The following is an 18,755-nucleotide window of genomic DNA, read 5'->3' as shown; positions in this document are numbered from 1 at the left end:
TATTTTTTCGGCAAAAGTATAATAAAATCTATCATTTCCAACTATTATCCCAAAATATTTCGTTGTTTTGTTCATCAAAATTAATTTTTCGAGATAAAACAAACAAATAATCTGATAATCTGTTGACAAAAGCCAGAACTTTAGGTGAAATTGTACAAGTTTCAGATAAAGTCAGAATACGTCTTTCGGCCCTCCGGCAAATCGTTCGGCAGATATGGCAGACAGATGCCCCCCGACTTCCTCCGGGAATAATAAATGCGCAAAGTTCAGGCAGTTGTTCGTCCAATTTGTCAATCTCCTGCTCGATATTTTCCACGTCTTCCGAAGTAATAATGCTGGCTGGTTTCAGTTGCGTTTTTTCCTGGTCGGTGGCGAGATGCGAACCGATGGAGAATAACTTATGCTGAATACCCAGGATAAAATCACGGTCTGACTCATCCTGCAGATAGGTATGCAGCCATCCCAGGTGTGAGTTTAATTCGTCCACCGTGCCGTAGGCTTCCAGGCGGATATGAGTTTTCGGTACACGGCTACCGCCCACCAGGCTGGTAGTCCCCTTATCACCGGTTTTTGTATATACAAGGCTCTTTTTCATAATCTTCTTTTTTTAATCATCTATATAAGGTAAACATACAAAGGTTATCAGAAGTTGACAATATAATGCTGTTTTATTTTTGTTTTATCAAAAAAGAGCAAACCGAGGTCGTATAAGTCAAAAGTAATCCCTACCCGATTGTCTTCCTGTAGTCGTTTCCACAGCGCTTTCATCTCTTTCGAGTAGCAGATTCCCTGTATCACAAATACACTTTTCAAGGTAGTACGCTGCGCACAAATCCTGAAAACGTCTTCCAGTAATTCCGGATTCCGGTAATCATTCAGATATAGAAAATCTACGGGCGTATCCACATCGAGGAAGAGTTCAGAAAGATCGGAAGCGAAGAGATAAGAAGCGGAAGGTTTGGCGGATTGCAGATAGAGGGAAGTCATCGAAAGACGTCCCACCTCAACGATAGCGGCAGGCTGCATTCTGTTCACCAACCTGAACAAGAAACGATTTACTTTCTGCGTACCTTTACTCCATCCACGTTCTCTCACCATTTTCTTCTGCTCTTTCTTCAAGGAATGATAAGCGTAGTAAGGCATCTTTTCATAAATCACATCTGTTATCAGACTGAAAGCAAAAGGAGAATGTACACCATACCCGCAACGATAGCGGAAGCGGGAAAGCCAGATAAAAGGTCTTTTTATGCCAAGTAAAAGATTCATAAAGCAGTCATTCGTTTTTTATTCTTCCTGCAAAGATATGTTTTTTTGTCACATAGAACCAATTCGAAAGAAAAATGTTATTAGGGGAAATCATAACCTAACCAAACAACCTGCATTATGAAGAAATTAATATTTCTAACGACGTTGACAGCAGCTATCTTCGCGGGCTGCTCGAGTGACAATCAGATGTTGCCCATAGAATGTGGGAACGGGAATAGTGGCGGAGAAAATAACGACGGACTTGTCAGTCCGATAGTACGTGCCACGGTGAATACGACGGACAATCCTCAAAGTCCCATGACCGGAATCCTGGAAGTGTATCCCTGTCAGCCGGGCACTGCCATTTATTACGGCAACTATGTCGAAGATGTGCTCACCCCATTTCCGGGTATGTACACTCTGAAATATGGAAATACATTCGGCGACCCGAACCGGGCTATCTCACTTCCGGTAGGAACGTACAACATGATTTATTGGGGAACGCCCAAATATGAGGAGCCGATATACAGCAATCCGGCAGTAAAGGATCCGCAACTGACTGTTGGCGGAGATTTGTCACAGCAATATTTCACACTTCGGCAGAATCTTCCGGATACTACTTATTATCCGGTATTCGACCTGGTATATGCAGTGAAACCTGCCAACATCGGTACGGAAGAACTGAATGCTGCCATGAAGCGCCAGGTTGCAGGTCTGAAAGTGATTGTAAAGGATAAGAACAACGGCATATTAAGCTCCAGTATAGAAAGCATGAAAGTCTATATCGGCGGAATTGCAGAAAAGCTGAATATGTACACAGCCGCACCTGTGAACCAGACAAAGACCGTAACTTTCCCGTTGGTACTTTCTACGGATGGTACGCAAATGAGCAATGCCACAGTCATGTTATTCCCTTCTTCAACAAGTCCTCTATTCCAACTGGTCATCACATTGAAGAACGGAACAGTAAAAACATTCAAACAAGCGCTGAGCTCACCGCTAAAAATTAATACCCGGCTCACCCTGACACTGACTTTAGGCGATATCTTCTCGGAGGAAGAGACTGGAAATTTTACGATAGACAATTGGCAGGAAGAAACGGAAACCATCGATATACCAAGTTTGAACTAATGGAAGAAACAATATTAATGGAATAGAATATGCTAATAGCTGAATTCTTCTATTATAAATTCGGTTGCCAATAGGAAAAAAGGGTCGGTTCAACACGTGAACCGGCCCTTATTACTTACTATTTCAAGCAATTACTGAAGTCTGAATACTACAGGTACAGTATATTTCACTCGAACTTTCTTGCCATTCTGCACTCCGGGTTTCCATTTCGGCATAGAACTTACCACACGGATAGCTTCTTTATCCAAATAGGCATCTACCCCTCGTGCCACTGTCGGATTCGTAATCGTTCCGTCCTTGTCAACAACAAACTGAACAATAACTCTTCCCTTTGAACCCATTTCTTGAGAAATAGTCGGATACTTGATATTTGTACCCAAATACTTCATCAAGGCAGCCGTACCTCCGGGAAATTCAGGCATGAACTCAGCAGTCACATGAATGACATCCTCCTCAACCTTTTCTATTTCCACAACAGGCGGTACCCAAACGATTTCGTAAGGTTGTCCCTGATCTTCCGAGACGGTTGTAACTGCATCCGTTACCTCTTGTTCGTTAGTTACTATTTCGATCACTTCTGATGCTTTAACTTCCGGAGGTGGAGGCGGTTCCAGTTTCTCTTCAGGATACGTAATCGGAACGAGTACCTCTTCAAAGATGGGGTCGTTAGCTAACGAATTTGCCGCTAATCTCACATCATGCTGTGTCCATTCGAACGAAACAAACATGAAAGCAAGCGCAACAACTGCACCCATCAGCAACCAAGAACCACGTTGATTCTCAATCGCAGCCTTTTTTGACTTTTTGGCTTCCATAAAAAATGTGTTTAAGTAATTAATAATAGAAAATATATAGTATATATACTACTTTTCATTTTTCTTCTTAAAGCATTACTTAAAGTGCTCTCTAGCTGCAATAAATATAGTATTTTTATGGATAGGTCGTTACTCTGTCTCTTGTTTATTTTATTCTTTTGCCTTCTTTTGGATAAAATTTATGAATATAATTCAATACTACGGAAAAGTATTAATATAATGGAATTAGCTTGCGCTTTTTTTTAATCTCATAAATGGATTTCGTATCATTGTAATATAATCCCCAGTGCTATACGATAAATATAAAGATATAAATAATGATTGAAGAGCTCTATAATTATTATCTCGGACAGGAGGAGCCACAAAAAAGCTACTTACTTACTCTACGTGATATTATTCTTAAACAGGATACGGACATTTCAGAAACAGTAAAATATGGAATGCCCTGCTTTTGCTATAAGAAGAGGGCATTTTGTTACCTTTGGATTGACAACAAAACAAATGAACCATATATCCTTTTTGTTGAAGGCAATTTTCTTGATATACCTGAATTAGAGACAGGTAACCGTTCACGAATGAAGATTTTGAGAATTAATCCAATAGAAGATTTACCATTAACGCTTATAGTATCTTCATTAAATGAAGCATTAAACCTATATCGAAATGGAACAATCATAATCAAGCATTCTTAATCAGTTCTTTTTTATAATGAAATTGTTAGCATATAAAAAGAAACCGGGCATTAGGGACTTTCATCTTCCACCTATTCAGACTGTTGACAAATAAGGTATTTCAGTAGTTGGTGAAAGACTGAAAGATAAAGTGCAAAAGATAAGAATAATTTTCTTCATAGCATCTAAGAATAGATTATGTAGAAACTTACATAAAATTCAACTGAATCAGAAACAGTAAACAATAAATTTCGTGATATGCACAACAAATATTACATTTGCGAAAAACACTCTAGCACATGAAAACATGGGTACAAAGAAAAATTGGCAAAGCCCAACTAATCCCATATATAGAAATTATCATAGGGATAATTTTATTAAGCATTGAAGTATATGACTATTTCACTTTATACTCCATGACTGAAGTCGATGCAATGTATGGTGGTATTGTTGATTTCTACAAATACAAAGAAAATACATATTGTCCAGCATTCTTATGGACGAGCCTTACACTAACAGGAATTAGCTGTATCATAAATAGTCAAAGTGCCAATAGGGGAAAAGAATCTCTTCTCTAGTGTATACCAAAGAAGAGATTCTTCACTTCCTTTGTTCAGGTTATTCCAACGCACGTCCTGCCGTCATAGGCCAGAATGGGTTTTGATATAAGGTCGAAGTACTTATATCCGAAGGATTACCGGCTGTCAGCGAAAAGTCTTGTACTCCGAAGGGTTCCAGATAGAATGCTTTTTTCCAGGTATATCCGTCGAATAGCTGGTTATTGATTTTCGTACGCCCCATTGGACGGACATACTTACTGACGGAGGCTGCCGAAATATTGGCATTGCTTGTACCGTCTGCAATCAGAGTCGAATTTCCGTTGGCATCTACATATTTCTTATAGGCTTCGTCCCAAAGATTCATCCCTTCCAGCATATAATGTCCGCTGATGGCAGGGTCCCATGAACGCCACCTCTTCAAATCATCCCAGCGCATCCCTTCGGAGATAAATTCGCAACGGCGTTCGCGACGGATATTATACAATGTAGCATCTACCTTCTTATCGCCCGAGTAGACTGCCAAGTCGCCGTGTACGGTGCCATTCACCACATTGGCTTCCTGTTCGAGATCCGTGTTGGCGATGGTCAGATTGAAATCTTCGCTCACACCCGCCCGGTTACGGATGGCCTTCCAATACTTGATAGCATCGTTGTCCAGCGAATTGTTTTTCTCGTAACAAGCCTCTATATAATTGAGGTAAGCCTCGGCTGCACGGAATACGATGGCGCCTGTCGTACAGATAATTGTATTACTCTTATACTGCCCGTAGTCGTAGCTATAATATTTGCGCGGACGGTAACCTGTGAAGTCCTGAAGCTCCACACTACTGGTTATCAATGGAATAGTATCGAGTGTAACTACACTGTTATTTTTCTCTACCTGTGGGTCGGCTGGGTCGCTACGGGTCACGTCGTCTTCGCCGAAGACAAATAGTTGCAAGCGTTCGTCCCGGTTCGTTTTTTCCGTCGATACACTGATGTCTCCCTGGTATCCCGAATTTGCCGCGTAATAAGGTAGTCCGTTCTTCATAAGGAAAGAAATGATAAAGCTACGTGCCAATCCGAGTTGATCGCCGCCTGCCGACAGGATATAACCGGCATCGTGCGTATAACCCAATCCCAGATTGTACTGTTTCCACAGCAGGACTTCGGAATGGCTACTCAAGTCTTCGGTGCAGAACATATCGAAATAAGGATTCCAACCGCCAGTCTGTCCCAACTGTGGATTCACCTGATGAGAGTTATCGGTCAATGCGCAATGTTCGGCAACGGCTTTAGCGGCACTCATGGCTTCGGTCAGGAAAAAGTTGATTTCACCCGGAATGTCAAACGTCTTTCCTTGGTTGTATGGCATCTCCTTTCCTGGCCAGGCATCATCACCCGGTACACGTCCCGTTCCCTTGTGGTACTTCTCGAACGTAGCTTCAAACAGGGCAACCCGTGATTTGAATAATTGGGCAGTCTGTTTGTTGATGCGTTGGTTATTCTCGAAACCTTGCTCTTGGAGGCGCGAGATAGCTTTGTCGAGGTCTTGGAGAATGAAACGTGCCACTTCGTTGCGTGGTGCGCGTTTGCTGTGTTCACGCAATACTGTTTCATCGTCCGACAGAACCATGTCTATGATAGGGAAATCGCCGAAACGGACAAGTGCCTGATAGTACGCCAGCGCCCGGAAGAAATAGGCTTCACCAATATAATGGCCCAGTATCGCCGGGTCGCCCTGGATGGTTCCGGCTTCCTCTTTCGGCAGAATTTGTTCCAACAACCAGTTCCATACACGGGCACGTGACGTATATGTCTCGAAGCTCTTGCCCGCCACAACTTGTTTTTCACCTGCGAAGTATTGCAAATTACCCGATTGTGAGAATAAATTATCGGTGTTATCATCGTTGAGTGTCATGCCGCTACGCCAGTTCTTGTCATGAAACAGCGATTGGCCACGTGAGTTCTGCAAGTACGAGTAATAGTTGATGACATATGCACCGACTTGGTCGGCGGTGGTGAAGTAGGCGTCGGGAGTTACGTTGGTAATCGGCTCGCGGTCCAGAAAATCGTTGCACGATGTCAGCCCGCTCAACCCGATTAGCGAGCATATATAATAGATATGTTTGAGTTTTAATTTCATATTCATTGTCGTTTTTAGAAGTTAACATTTACTCCGATGGAAATCGTTCTTTGCAACGGATAGAGTTTGCCCGGTCCCCAGTCGCCGCCCAGTGTTTCGGGATCGAAGATGGAGCTGATACCCGTCCAGGTCAGCAGGTTGTCGCCGGAAACATAGAAACGTACCGATTCCATAGCTGCTTTGCGGGTCCAGTTTTTGTTCAGGGTATAGCCGAGTTGGACATTCTTCACACGCAGATAGGCGGCATTTTGCAGGTATCCGCTCTGTGTCTGCTGGTTCTTGGTGATGCCTCCGAAATAAGGTTTCGGGTAGTAAGCATTTGGATTGTCGGGTGTCCAGTAGTCCAGGTGTTCAGTGAAGCATGCCGACTGCCATTCGTCTCCACTGGCTCCCCAGAAGTAAGGACCGCTCAGCCAATAGTCACGCTTCATTACACCTTGCAGAAAGACTGAGAAATCCAGCCCTTTCCACGAACCGTCTACCGTAAAACCGAAGTTGTAACGTGCATAACTATTACCGATAACCTTCAGATCACCGTGGTCACCCAATGTCTGCGAACCGGAATTTACTTCGCCGTTACCGTCCAAATCGGCATACATAATGTCGCCTGCGCCCCAATTAGAGCCCCAGTTTGGTTTGTTATTAGCAAGGTGTGCATCCATTTCCTGCTGCGTCTGTGCGATGCCTACTGTGGTATATCCCCAGATAGTTCCGTCCAGTTTGTTGGCATACCAAGTGTTGATATCTCCGCTTTCGTTCGGGTATTTCAATACCTTTCTTTGCCCGTCTGCCAGTGTGAAGCGGACACCGTAGTTGAAGTCTTTGAAACGGTCCCTCCATGCGATTTCCATTTCCCAGCCGTAAGATTTCATGTCTGCATTGTTCACCTTCGGAGCCGAAGCACCCAGCACGCCGGGCAATGTCGGGGCTGGGCCCACCATATCGTACGTGTAGCGTTGGTAGTAATCGAATGAACCGGTCAGACGGTTATCGAATAGACCGAAGTCGAAACCGACATTCCATGACTCTACAGTTTCCCAAGTCAGAATACTGCTGACAATACCCGGAAGTCCGGCTGTGTTTTGGCGAACACCGTTAAGCAGCCAACCTGAATTGGTGACCCCCGTAGGCATATTCTGAAAGAACGGATACCAGGCATCGGTTTCGTTATTGCCCAGTTGTCCCCATGAACCTCTTACTTTGAATGTGCCTACCACCTTTGACAGTGGGCGGAAGAAGTTTTCGCGCGAAATGTTCCATCCCGCCGAGAATGAGGGGAACAATCCCCAACGTTTGTCACCGATGAAGCGTGACGAACCGTCGTAGCGAAGGTTGGCTTCAAGCAGATAACGCTCTTTGTAATTGTAATTTAGACGACCGAAGAAACCGGCAATGGCGAGCTCGGATGCACTGTTGGATGCATTCTTGTTATCCTGCGTTGTGTTAAGTTGGGGGACCTCTGAGGATATCAAGTCAGTTCCGAAGCCCGTCATGCCGCCTTTCCTGTAAAGTTCGGCATTGAAACCGCCCATTACTTTAAAGTAGTGTTCTCCTATTGTCTTGGAGTAATCACTGAAAATATTGGTTGAGAAATAATCCTCGTCGCCGCGATAATCCTGCACTTCCGAGTATCCTGGAGCACCACCGTTCCAGGATAATGAATACGGCTTGTTCTCTGCATCGTAGCCATAGATAGGCAATACTGCCCAATGTGATTTTTCGTTGTATTGGCGCAGGCTGCCTTCGGCGGTGATGTGCCAGTCCTTTATCGGTTCGAATACAAATTGCAACTGGTTGGTCATCCAGTTCTTCTGGTTGGTCTGCACTCCGCCTTCTTCCATTTGAATAATTTCCATATCGGCTGCCCAATGACCATTCGGGTCTATGGCCGGACAGGTAGGCCAGCGGCGGGCGATGTTATGAAAGAACAGTCCGGTCATATACGTAGGACGGTGATAATCTTCGCGGGTCCACTTGTTATTATAGTTCATGGTTACCCAGTCGGCTATCTTGACCGAAATTTTACTGTTTAGTGTGTAGCGGTAGAACTTGTCTTCGCCATGGCGCAACAATCCCTTCTGGTCCAGAAAACTACCGCTCAACAGATAAGTGATTTTGTCATTTCCTCCGTTGATGCTCAGGTTGTGTTCCTGCGACGGAACCCAGCTATCGTAAAACTCATCAAACCAATTGGTATTAGCAAATGAACCTCCGTAGTTTTCCCAACGTCCGTCGCTTTTGGCAATAGTACCATAATATTCGGGTTGACTGGGATCGTTGTAGACACCGTTCATATAATTCTTGATCCGGGTCATCTTTTCTTCGTTGAAGATGTTTGTTCCATAAGCATTATATTGTGCCTGGTTGAAATAGGTGGCGAAATCCAATGAATTGGTCATGTTCGGCTTCTGGATAGCTTCCGAGAAACGCACGTTACCCGAGTAATTGACATTTGTCTTGCCCGACCGACCGTTCTTGGTAGTAATCAGGATGACTCCGAATGCCGCACGTGCCCCGTAGATGGAGGAGGAAGCGGCATCTTTCAGTACGGATATCGTAGCAATATCATTGGGATTTACCGTATTCATATTCCCTTCTATTCCGTCGATTAGTACCAACGGATTACCGCTCGAACCGCTGCCGATAGTACCTGCGCCACGGATATTGATATTCATCGAAGCATCCAGCGCACCACCACTGTTGCCTACCGACATATTCAAACCCGGAATCTGACCTTGCAGGGCTTGTGCTACATTTTGTACGGGTCGCGATTCCAGAACTTTCGAGTCTACCATACTGACCGCTCCGGTTACATTGACTTTCTTCTGTGTACCGTAACCTATTACAACGACTTCATCCAACGTCTGTAAGTCGTCTTTCAATGTAATGTTCAGTGGGGTACCATTCCATTTCACTTCTTGGGTCTGATATCCTACGAAAGAAATAATAATAGTCCTTCCATGAGGAACATTGTTCAATGAGAATCTCCCATCCATATCTGTAATGGTACCGCTGGTGATTCCTTTTACTACGACTGATGCTCCGATGACGGTTTCACCTGTTGCATCTTTTACTACTCCGGTGCATGTAGTACCCTGCTGTACTACGGAAACCTTTAGAGTACTTTCACTTGTCTCCGAATGGACACTTCCTGCTGACACTGTCAGTAGGAACAACAACATGCTAACTGACTTTAAATGTTTTATCATAGCATTCACTTTGAAGTTTTTCCCTAGAACTTAGAGTTACTTTTAATAAGTTCTTTTAGTACTTATTTCTGGCATAAATACTGGATTTAAAACCTTAAGTTCAAGAATTTACTTCATTACAGTGCTATTTTCTGTACTAATTCTCTACCTGTTTTTTTAAGTCTATTATCTGATAGTTTCTACTAAATTGAAAATAATATTTAGGGAAATAAGTTATATACTTACCTTAAATGTTAAACGCAAAAGCGAATTATGGTGCTTTTATGGGGAAATAATAAGTTCGAAATTGATATTTTTTTTCATAAACATATGGCATTTATTAAAATATACTATATATTTGCATTGTTAATTCTAGTTTATAAATCATCCTAGTACTAAAAGTACTTAGTAATTGTTCGCTTTTTTATCATCTCATATCCTCTTATATACCGCTTAGATAACGAATGACACGTGAACTGCATTTTCTAAAAGAGAAGAGCGGGTAGAAATAATGTAGGTTTTCTTTAAAACCTGTTTAGAAATTAAAGTTTCGTCCTGCTATAATTGGACGACACCCCACCCAAGTGGCATATGCACTCAACTATAACAGGACGAAAACAGAAATGTAGACTAAATAAAAAAAATCAAAGACTGATTATTTAGCTTTCTTTTTCCTATCTGCGTTATCCTTCTTACGCATATCCTGATACCTTTTATACTGTTCGTCCGTCAGGATACTTTTTATCTTGGCATCCATTTCGGTTCTTTTCTTTTGCATTTCTTCGCGCGTAGGTCTTTCACCCGATTTATTTTTCGCAGGTCGCATTTCTTGCATTGCTGCCTTGAAATCCTTAGCCTGTTGTTCGTTCAATCCAAGATCAGTAACCATCTGCTCCATACGTTTCTCTCTATCAGCCTTTCCATTCTGACGATTCTGCGCCATACACACTGTTGAGCCAATCAATAGCGCAACTGCCAAACTCAAAATTTGCTTTCTCATAATGCTTAATCTCATATTAAGTGAATAATGTATGTTAGACCACGCAAATGACTGAAAGTTAATTCAATCCGAAAGAAAAATTTCCTTTTTCACATTATTTATTAGACAGGCAAAAAAGTAGTGAATAGAAAAAATACAATTCACTGTCTGTAGAAAACTGTAGTTTCTATATATTTGTGCTGCTATATCTCTTATGGATAAACTTTGAAGCATTAGTGAATCATGCCAATATTAGACTATGATATGCTTGGCTTAGAGATTCGGCGGTCGGCAACCGCCAAATTCACTATACCAAATTGGCGGATATCATTTGCCGAATTAGCAAAAAACACTCAACACAAAACAACCGGATATCCATAGAAAGTGTTACATTTGTAAGTTAACTCACAACTCTTCAAACTCAAGACTTATGAAACGAATCATTTTTCTATTCATATTAGTACTATCACTCCCCAACATGGCATTCTGCCAAAGCTGCAAAGATGAGTTTTTTATACTTGAAGAATACCAATATGATGAGGAAGGAAAGCCAATCATCATCCCGGCAGACAGCATAGAATATTATCGGATTACAAATAAAGATTATTCTGCATGGGGATTTAAAAACAAAAAAGGAGAAATAGTAATACCGCCCGGCAAATACAGCTTCTTAAACAACATAAATAAATACGGGATGATATACGCAGAAAAAGAAGGAAAAGAAGGTTATATAGATATTACTGAAAAAATCCTTATCCCCTTTATTTATGATGAAGTTGGGGCTCCTTCTGATAATGTAGAACTAATATCCGTCATTAAAAATGGCAAGCAGGGATTCGTCAACCACAAAGGAGAAGTCGTCATTGCCTTGGAATACGATGGGAGTCCACACAGCACTGCGTATTTTTACCCGGAAGTTGCCATCTTAACTAAAAATGGCAAATATGGAGTAATTGATTCTAAAAACAATGTTATAATCCCATTCGAATATGACAATATCAAATATTCGAATGAAATGGATTATTTCATAGTAACCCAAGGGAGAAACTGGGCTACTTTTTCTTTTGATGGCAAACAGCTATCAAAGTTCGACAATTCTATTATTATACGAAACAGCCATCGACTTCCTTCTTATATGACTAATCTTCCGTTGTTAATCACAACGCAAAAGAACGAAGAAAATATCGATAATCTTTTTATGGACATCAACTATCTAAATGGAACCAAACGAATTAGAGATTCTATCGAAATATCAATTGGGGGAGAATATTCATACATTGACAAAGCCAAACAGATAATTGTTCCTTACGGAATATATGATTACGCGGAACCATTCGGCTTGGGACGAAATGCTATTGTTGCAAAAAAATGGAAATATGGCATTATCAATGAATATGGAAAAACAGTATTACCATTAAATTATGATTATATAGAGCGGGTTTCCCAATACTCCCCCTTTAATGATATATTTCTAGCTACTCAAGGACAAACAGTGACAGTTTTTGATAAAAACGTCCGGAAGCTCCCGGTGAAAGATATCACATCATACTTATATGAAAATAATACATTATATATTTCGGATATTCATGGCAAAAAGGGACTTCTTGACCATTTCGGGACACAAAACATCCCCTTCAAATATGATACGCTTTACGCCACACACAACCTCACCACTACAGGTTTTATTGCTAAAAAAGAAGGAATGTACGGGTTTATCTCAGAAAAAGATGAAATCATTCAGCCCTTTATCTATAAAAACATATACGTGTTGAAAGATGGGCTTGTGTTTGTAAACACTAATTACAAAGCCGGAATGTTTGATAAAAACTGGAATATCAAATTAGCTTTTGAATATGATAGTATCTGCGATACGTATTATAATAACTTTGAGCCGGAAGAGAATAAATACATTGTTATCAAAAATGGGAAAGTAGGTACAGTGGATATTCATAATAAAACTGTAATACCAATCATTTATGACGCACTTTCAGGTTGGGTAGAATATGGTCCGGAGGCACACTTTGCACTAAAGGATGGCAAATATGGTCTGATATCCCACACCAACCAAATTATCATACCTTTCGAATATGACTATATAGGTTTACCGGCAGATGGCGTCATAGTGGTTCGCAAAAATGGGAAATATGGAGCTTTATCATGGGAAAACAAGGAAATTCTATCTTGTAAATATGATTTCATTATTAATGATATGCCCATAGAAGATATCGGAGACAAACGAGAACCCAAATTGATTGTATTATTGAATAATACATGGAATTACTATGATGGTCAAGGGGAGATTATCCGCAAAGCTGTCCCCAAAGAAATAATTATGGAAAATTATGGATACATACTGGAATGGGGTACACCATCTAATGAGAACCCAGACTTTAGCATGAAGCATGCGAAGAGTAATTCAAAAAATTAATCAACCCATGATTAGTACTAGAACGAAACTATTGGGACTTGGAGTTGGTATTCTATGTTGCATAATTTATATCTTACTTTTAATCCGGCTGTTCCCCTTATTTTTACTACTTCCAAGATACACACTAGTAAAAAAGGGCCTTCAGCTTTCAGCCACCTTTAAAAAAGCCCCTTTCAATCGACACTTTTGGCTAAAAGCATATCTGAATGTAAAAAGGGAATCATGCTCAGCCCACACTCTGCACTCTTTAGCCCACGTGTCAGATTTGTTTTCAACTACTGACTCTCATAAGTATAACATAAACTTTTGATTCATAAGTTCCACCAGTTCCACCTTACATCTGAAACATCGATGAATAAGGAGATAGCGGGTGAAAGCGTAGGGAAAAACAAGGTAAAGTTTTCCATTATCGCTTTCACCTCTTAAATTTATTTATACTGATTGCTGGACATATAGAGCCACCATGCTGAATATATAGATTCAATACGGTGAGTATATAGATGCAATCCGTTGAATATATAGATATACCAGTTCAAGTATTAATAAATGAGAACCAAGGTGTTAACATCTGACAACTAGGCTATTAATATCTGACAGTTCATCTATTAATACTTGACAGTGAGTTTGCTATTAGCATATTTCGATTAGCTATAAGCATATCCGGATTAGCTATAATGATATTGGATTTAGCTCAAGGGATATTTTGAAAAAGCAAGGTGAAACCGATAGTGTCCGGTTTCACTTGAATTCACCCCTTGCTTTCACCCGCTATTACCTTATTCATCGGCATTTCGAGAATCAAATGAAATCGATGAACAGCAAGTTCTTATATAGGTATGTTTTATCTCCCTCCTATCCACCTGCCCTGCTTCCATTTCATGCCCGAAGGCATCAGGTTGGTTACAGTTCTATTTTGTTGTTCTTTTTTTTCGACGACCACATTCCATCCTCTTTGAAGGTTCAGGTTGTAGACTGTCCGATTTCCCCACCAGTCTTCGCCTGTTCCGGTGACGGTTGCGGAGCGGTCGCAATAGATGTATGTCTGTTCATAGCATACATTTTCTGAATCTGAAATCATATAAAGAAAGTCTGAAAAACGGTTCTGAGCGGAGATATTGCAAGCTATCTCCACAAAGGCGATGGTCTTTGCCTCCGGATTACTTATTTCAAATCCTTTTGGGAAATCCAATGCTATGTCGCCCAAAAGCTCTTGTGGCGGATTTTTCGGCAGGACCAACGTTGTTCCTTTCGCATCGAAAGGAACTTTCAACATCACGCGAGTATCTTTACCGTCTGCATCGAAAGTAGAGCCTTGATTGTTGAATCCGTGGAACCGGGCTACGAAAGCCACCTCTGTTATCGCCGAAGAAACAGCTTCGATATCCGATATCTTTATTTCATCAATCAAGCCCACTGTTTTAAATTCAGGTTCAGGCTGGTCGGATGATTTGTCGCAGGCGGCAAGCATAAACAATGCTGAGATAATAGCTAAATACTTCTTCATGGTTTGTCATATTTGACACAAATGTACATAATATGATAGATATCACAGATAAATTCCTCTACTAATTAATCAAGATTCCACAATCACCACTTCTCGAATTGCTGATTACTTAGTAAAAGCAGAAGAACGATAGCTCGTCATATAAAAGAATTGCCAAAAAAACGGTATCATCCGCCGTATCGGTCCTGATTTCGGCAGTCACTGGGAAATTGTAAAAAAGGAGAGAGCTATAACTACTTAGAACATAAAGCTAAACCCTCTCTTTTGTGAAGCATTGAACCGTTCAATCTCCAAAGAGAGGGATTTTTTTAACTGTCCTGCCATAAAATCCAAAAATGGCTGATTGGTTTCTTCCTCTTGCGATTGACGCAAAGAAAGAATATATGCATCTCTATCTTCCTTGAATATCTTAGCTGGAAAGAGATTGCAGCAAAACTGGATGTAATTCATAAGTAAGCGGGCGGTCCTGCCGTTACCATCCACCCACGGATGGATAGTAGCCAAATTAAGGTGGGCATTAAAACTTAATTCGTATTGTTCCCGAAATGTTTCCACTGCCTTTTGCCGTTCTTGCAAGATGCTACAAAGTTCTTCTATTTTGGCAGGTACTTTTTGATAGTTCATATAAGAGCGTCCACCTATACCAGCCATAACACCACATAAACGGTATTCTCCTTTGGAAGAATCAAAAGAACCACTCATTACACTATGCACACTACCTGTGGTACGCATCAGTGTTGAATTTAATTTTTGCAGGAAAGCAGGAGTAATCGCTGTATTGTGCTTACTTTCCTCTTCGGTCAGTTCATACGCTTTCTTCAAATCCTCATTCATTAGATGATGGACTAATGGTTTTCCTTTGGCTGTTACCCCTTCATCAAAAAGAAGCTGCGTATCAAGCTCCGTAAGCGTTGAGCCTTCAATGGCTGTGGAATGGGTGATAAGAGAATACAGGTAGTACTTATCATAGTCCACCGCTTCATTGATACCAAGTTTCTGAAACTTTTGATATAACTGCTCTATTTCTTGCCAAACACCTTGTTCCATTGCTTTTTATTAAAAAAAACTTTATTTCTTTTCAAAGGTAGTGTATTTACTATGTTCAGCCAAAGAAAATAATGACTTACTACTATATTTTTTGCACGTGTGGGAAAAATTCGGGGAAAATTCAGACAAAAAGAAAAGCTAAGTATTTGATTATTCAATACTTAGCTTTTACCTTTGTACCCAGGCCCGTGTTTGAAATATGAAACCACATGAAAGACGATGTATTTAATATAAAACATTATCTACTGAATACTAGACGCTTATACATTTTACATATTACAAAAAACAACAACAAATTACACTAGATTAAAAACATCACGCCAAAAACACGCCAAAAACTTTGAAATCACGCCAAAAACATCTATCTTTATAGTGCATTTAAAAATTACGTGATTATGGCACAATTAGAATTAAGTCTTTCGTCCAAAATTCAAAAGGACACCCAAAGAAGCGAGGTTCTTATAAGACTGTTTCAAGGCAGCAAACTAAATTTGCGTGGAAAGTCTGGAGTATTTGTTACGCCTAACCATTTTGAATATTATCAAGATGAGGCTAAAACAAGAAAAGAGGGTTATCCGGTTTACCGCAAAAGTGGTGAGGTAGTCGTAAAGAATCGTATTGAATCAGAGGATAAAAGATACCACACCGAAGCAAAGAACCGCATAGAAGATTTAAAGCGGTATATCATGGAAGCCTACGAGGTAGCAGACAAAGACACTGTTACAGGCGATTGGCTTACTACTGTCATTGATAGGTTTAACCATCCTGATAAGTATCAATCGAAAGAAGTACTCAAACCTACATTCTTTGCCCTATTCGATGAATTTCTAACAGTAAAGAAGCTATCAGAAGTTAGAAAAAGGAACTTTCGTGTAATATACAGAGCCTTACAACGCTTTGAAATGTACCGAGGTGAGATTATAGACATTGATACCCTTACCAATACGACATTAAGGGAGTTTGAACAATTCCTCAAAGATGAGTACACCTTTTTCATTAAAGAGGATAACAAGTATATTCCGGCAAAGAAGTATATTCATATTTATAAAGCCTACCCGGAAACGAGGACACCACAACCAAGAGGACAAAACACAATCAATGATATTTTTGTAAAGCTAAGGACATTCTACCTTTGGGCTATTGATACAGACAAGACCGTAAATAACCCGTTCAAGAATTTCAAGATAGAGGAATGTGTTTACGGTAGCCCTTATTACATAACACTGGACGAAAGAAACACCCTTTACAACCTTGATTTATCAGATCATCCTCAATTAGCCATACAGAGAGATATTTTCGTATTTCAGTCCGTTATAGGTTGCCGTGTCGGTGACTTATACAGTTTTACTATCGAGAATATTATAGATGGAGAATTGTGTTACGTTGCACGAAAAACCAAAGATGGAAACCCGGTAACAGTGAAAGTACCACTTAGCAAAACAGCTATTGAAATATTAGAAAGATACAAAGATAGTAACCGCAAGCCTTTACTACCTTATATCAGTGAGCAAAAGTACAATATAGCTATTAAACGTATGCTTACTCTGGCAGGGATCACCCGTAATGTTATTTGCCGCAATCCGACAACTGGAGAAACAGAAACAAGACCCATCAATGAAATAGCCTCATCCCACATGGCACGCAGAACCTTTGTGGGAAACCTATACTCAAAAGTAAAAGACCCGAATTTAGTAGGAAAGTTATCCGGGCATAAAGAGGGAAGCAAGGCTTTTAGTCGCTACCGTGACATTGATAAGAACATGAGAGAAGAACTTATTAATTTAATAGACTAAGAAGTTACACATGGGAAACAAAAAAATCTATTATGAGGTATTCGGACGTGAGATACAGCGTGTAACCGAAGACAAAGCAAGAGTTATGTCATACGAACCCCGAGTGTCATGGGCAGTAAATACCAAAGATAATAATATTATTTTCTTGGAGATTTTAGATGATAAAATAAAAGAAGGTTATACTCATTGTGATATGTGGTTAAGAGGTTTATTATCTTCTTATGTAAAAAGATGCAGCCATGAAAACGGGGATAGCCCTTATCTACTTGAATATTATATTGATTGGATTAATAACACAGTGCTAATACTAAATGGCAAATACCCAGCTATCGAGAGTTGGTGCAATGAGTATAAAGAATGGATTATTGACTATTTTCAAAAGGAATCTATACTTATCCCATGCCAATCCCAACAAGAAACCTATAACAATGAAGATAAACAGGTTGAAATAATTATTAATGAAGAAGCCTTAAAGAAGTACTTTATATCCATTTTTAAAGGTGCAGGGAATAACAATACCAACTATTTTGACTATCTCATAGAGGATATTAAAAAAGTACGAAATCCGAAAGATGCGGCACGAATGGCACTTTTAATTTACGAAAGCGATAAAATGATTAAAACACAGAAGCCTAACACTTTTAAAGAGTGGCATAGCTTATTTTGCATAATGACCGGATGCGCCTATAATTCGAATTACAAGCCAAGTAATTTAGATACCGATAAGATGAAAAGCAAATTAAGTTACTTGTAATCCATTGAATCCCCTAACTATCCCCTAGAGCTATCCCCTATTATTTATGTAAGCCGCTCATTTATAGCGGCTTTTCTTATATCTCAAAATACCCTTTTTCTTGTAGTCTTAATCTTTTGTGAACTTTGCAATATCTCAATGATACGGGAGTAATGGAGTAACCCCGTGAGAGATGCGGATATTATCAATCCTCCATATTGATAGGCCGCTAACATCAATAAGCAAAAATATGAGTATTGTAGAAATGATTAAGGAGCATCCGAACATTCAATTATCAGTAGGAGCTACAGAACTACGAGAGTTTGCCCGTGACATTATTAGCGAGTTCATAGCAGAGTATCAGCCACCAAAGGAAGAAGATGCACTATTTACCACTGAACAAGCAGCCGCCAAGATTCAGACTACAAAAGTAACACTTTGGAGATGGGCAAAACAGGGTTATTTATCCCCCGTCCGTGTTGGTGGTAAAGTATTCTATAAAGAATCTGATATAAAAAAACTAATGGAGGGCTGAC

At 40.3% G+C, this 18,755-nt stretch carries 15 protein-coding genes; 7 read left to right on the top strand and 8 right to left on the bottom strand.

What is annotated here, in order from left to right:
- Positions 1–31 precede the first annotated feature (31 nt).
- The gene (locus tag HC965_RS17740) at positions 32–595 is read right to left on the bottom strand and encodes a cob(I)yrinic acid a,c-diamide adenosyltransferase (RefSeq protein ID WP_191032734.1); all 564 of its coding nucleotides are present in this window, start codon (positions 593–595) and stop codon (positions 32–34) included.
- A gap of 47 nt (positions 596–642) precedes the next feature.
- Complete coding sequence (locus HC965_RS17735; RefSeq protein ID WP_191032733.1) at positions 643–1,266, bottom strand: hypothetical protein; 624 nt, start codon at positions 1,264–1,266, stop codon at positions 643–645.
- 117 nt (positions 1,267–1,383) lie between these two features.
- On the opposite strand from HC965_RS17735, the gene HC965_RS17730 reads away from it, so the two are divergent.
- A complete protein-coding gene (locus tag HC965_RS17730; protein WP_191032732.1) occupies positions 1,384–2,376 on the top strand; it encodes a FimB/Mfa2 family fimbrial subunit in 993 nt (330 codons plus the stop codon).
- A gap of 131 nt (positions 2,377–2,507) precedes the next feature.
- Here HC965_RS17730 and HC965_RS17725 read toward each other — a convergent pair whose 3' ends face one another.
- Positions 2,508–3,191: an energy transducer TonB gene (locus tag HC965_RS17725; protein ID WP_191032731.1), complete on the bottom strand. Its 684-nt coding sequence runs from the start codon at positions 3,189–3,191 to the stop codon at positions 2,508–2,510.
- 317 nt (positions 3,192–3,508) lie between these two features.
- On the opposite strand from HC965_RS17725, the gene HC965_RS17720 reads away from it, so the two are divergent.
- A complete protein-coding gene (locus HC965_RS17720) occupies positions 3,509–3,883 on the top strand; it encodes a DUF1801 domain-containing protein (RefSeq protein ID WP_223854935.1) in 375 nt (124 codons plus the stop codon).
- Positions 3,884–4,161: 278 nt separating this feature from the next.
- Positions 4,162–4,440, top strand: a complete 279-nt coding sequence (locus tag HC965_RS17715) for a hypothetical protein (RefSeq protein WP_191032730.1) — start codon at positions 4,162–4,164, stop codon at positions 4,438–4,440.
- 40 nt (positions 4,441–4,480) lie between these two features.
- Here the strand turns inward: HC965_RS17715 and HC965_RS17710 are convergent, their stop codons facing one another.
- The 3 genes from HC965_RS17710 to HC965_RS17700 form a co-directional block, all read right to left on the bottom strand.
- The gene (locus tag HC965_RS17710; protein ID WP_191032729.1) at positions 4,481–6,547 is read right to left on the bottom strand and encodes a RagB/SusD family nutrient uptake outer membrane protein; all 2,067 of its coding nucleotides are present in this window, start codon (positions 6,545–6,547) and stop codon (positions 4,481–4,483) included.
- A 14-nt stretch (positions 6,548–6,561) separates the two neighbouring features.
- Positions 6,562–9,756: a TonB-dependent receptor gene (locus HC965_RS17705; protein WP_191032728.1), complete on the bottom strand. Its 3,195-nt coding sequence runs from the start codon at positions 9,754–9,756 to the stop codon at positions 6,562–6,564.
- A 634-nt stretch (positions 9,757–10,390) separates the two neighbouring features.
- Positions 10,391–10,735, bottom strand: coding sequence for a hypothetical protein (locus HC965_RS17700; RefSeq protein ID WP_191032727.1), 345 nt, complete (start codon positions 10,733–10,735; stop codon positions 10,391–10,393).
- A gap of 409 nt (positions 10,736–11,144) precedes the next feature.
- Between HC965_RS17700 and HC965_RS17695 the strand changes: the two genes are divergently transcribed.
- Positions 11,145–13,142: a WG repeat-containing protein gene (locus tag HC965_RS17695; protein ID WP_191032726.1), complete on the top strand. Its 1,998-nt coding sequence runs from the start codon at positions 11,145–11,147 to the stop codon at positions 13,140–13,142.
- A gap of 841 nt (positions 13,143–13,983) precedes the next feature.
- On the opposite strand, the gene HC965_RS17690 is transcribed toward HC965_RS17695, so the two are convergent.
- Together HC965_RS17690 and HC965_RS17685 are read right to left on the bottom strand one after the other, a co-directional pair.
- Entirely contained in the window at positions 13,984–14,646 is a 663-nt protein-coding gene (locus HC965_RS17690) for a membrane lipoprotein lipid attachment site-containing protein (RefSeq protein ID WP_191032725.1), read from the bottom strand.
- Positions 14,647–14,883: 237 nt separating this feature from the next.
- The gene (locus tag HC965_RS17685) at positions 14,884–15,693 is read right to left on the bottom strand and encodes a Fic family protein (protein ID WP_191032724.1); all 810 of its coding nucleotides are present in this window, start codon (positions 15,691–15,693) and stop codon (positions 14,884–14,886) included.
- A 395-nt stretch (positions 15,694–16,088) separates the two neighbouring features.
- Here HC965_RS17685 and HC965_RS17680 point away from each other — a divergent pair, with 395 nt between their 5' ends.
- The 3 genes from HC965_RS17680 to HC965_RS17670 all read left to right on the top strand — a co-directional run bounded on the left by HC965_RS17680 (position 16,089) and on the right by HC965_RS17670 (position 18,754).
- Positions 16,089–17,486, top strand: coding sequence for a site-specific integrase (locus tag HC965_RS17680; RefSeq protein ID WP_191032723.1), 1,398 nt, complete (start codon positions 16,089–16,091; stop codon positions 17,484–17,486).
- 10 nt (positions 17,487–17,496) lie between these two features.
- Complete coding sequence (locus HC965_RS17675) at positions 17,497–18,240, top strand: hypothetical protein (protein ID WP_191032722.1); 744 nt, start codon at positions 17,497–17,499, stop codon at positions 18,238–18,240.
- Positions 18,241–18,469: 229 nt separating this feature from the next.
- Positions 18,470–18,754 (top strand): helix-turn-helix domain-containing protein, encoded by a 285-nt coding sequence (locus HC965_RS17670; RefSeq protein WP_191032721.1) that lies wholly within the window; start codon positions 18,470–18,472, stop codon positions 18,752–18,754.
- Position 18,755 lies beyond the last annotated feature (1 nt).

Source organism: Bacteroides sp. GM023 (assembly GCF_014750685.1).
Classification (GTDB): Bacteria; Bacteroidota; Bacteroidia; order Bacteroidales; family Bacteroidaceae; genus Bacteroides.
This window is presented reverse-complemented; position numbering and strand designations above follow the sequence as displayed.

Excerpts from the sequence above, each read along its gene's own strand:
- HC965_RS17700 (WP_191032727.1), bottom strand. The coding sequence starts at position 10,735 with ATGAGAAAGCAAATTTTGAGTTTGGCAGTTGCGCTATTGATTGGCTCA.
- HC965_RS17740 (WP_191032734.1), bottom strand. The coding sequence starts at position 595 with ATGAAAAAGAGCCTTGTATATACAAAAACCGGTGATAAGGGGACTACC.
- HC965_RS17685 (WP_191032724.1), bottom strand. The coding sequence starts at position 15,693 with ATGGAACAAGGTGTTTGGCAAGAAATAGAGCAGTTATATCAAAAGTTT.
- HC965_RS17705 (WP_191032728.1), bottom strand. The coding sequence starts at position 9,756 with ATGATAAAACATTTAAAGTCAGTTAGCATGTTGTTGTTCCTACTGACA.
- HC965_RS17670 (WP_191032721.1), top strand. The coding sequence starts at position 18,470 with ATGAGTATTGTAGAAATGATTAAGGAGCATCCGAACATTCAATTATCA.
- HC965_RS17710 (WP_191032729.1), bottom strand. The coding sequence starts at position 6,547 with ATGAAATTAAAACTCAAACATATCTATTATATATGCTCGCTAATCGGG.
- HC965_RS17690 (WP_191032725.1), bottom strand. The coding sequence starts at position 14,646 with ATGAAGAAGTATTTAGCTATTATCTCAGCATTGTTTATGCTTGCCGCC.
- HC965_RS17735 (WP_191032733.1), bottom strand. The coding sequence starts at position 1,266 with ATGAATCTTTTACTTGGCATAAAAAGACCTTTTATCTGGCTTTCCCGC.
- HC965_RS17715 (WP_191032730.1), top strand. The coding sequence starts at position 4,162 with ATGAAAACATGGGTACAAAGAAAAATTGGCAAAGCCCAACTAATCCCA.
- HC965_RS17720 (WP_223854935.1), top strand. The coding sequence starts at position 3,509 with ATGATTGAAGAGCTCTATAATTATTATCTCGGACAGGAGGAGCCACAA.
- HC965_RS17675 (WP_191032722.1), top strand. The coding sequence starts at position 17,497 with ATGGGAAACAAAAAAATCTATTATGAGGTATTCGGACGTGAGATACAG.
- HC965_RS17725 (WP_191032731.1), bottom strand. The coding sequence starts at position 3,191 with ATGGAAGCCAAAAAGTCAAAAAAGGCTGCGATTGAGAATCAACGTGGT.
- HC965_RS17695 (WP_191032726.1), top strand. The coding sequence starts at position 11,145 with ATGAAACGAATCATTTTTCTATTCATATTAGTACTATCACTCCCCAAC.
- HC965_RS17680 (WP_191032723.1), top strand. The coding sequence starts at position 16,089 with ATGGCACAATTAGAATTAAGTCTTTCGTCCAAAATTCAAAAGGACACC.
- HC965_RS17730 (WP_191032732.1), top strand. The coding sequence starts at position 1,384 with ATGAAGAAATTAATATTTCTAACGACGTTGACAGCAGCTATCTTCGCG.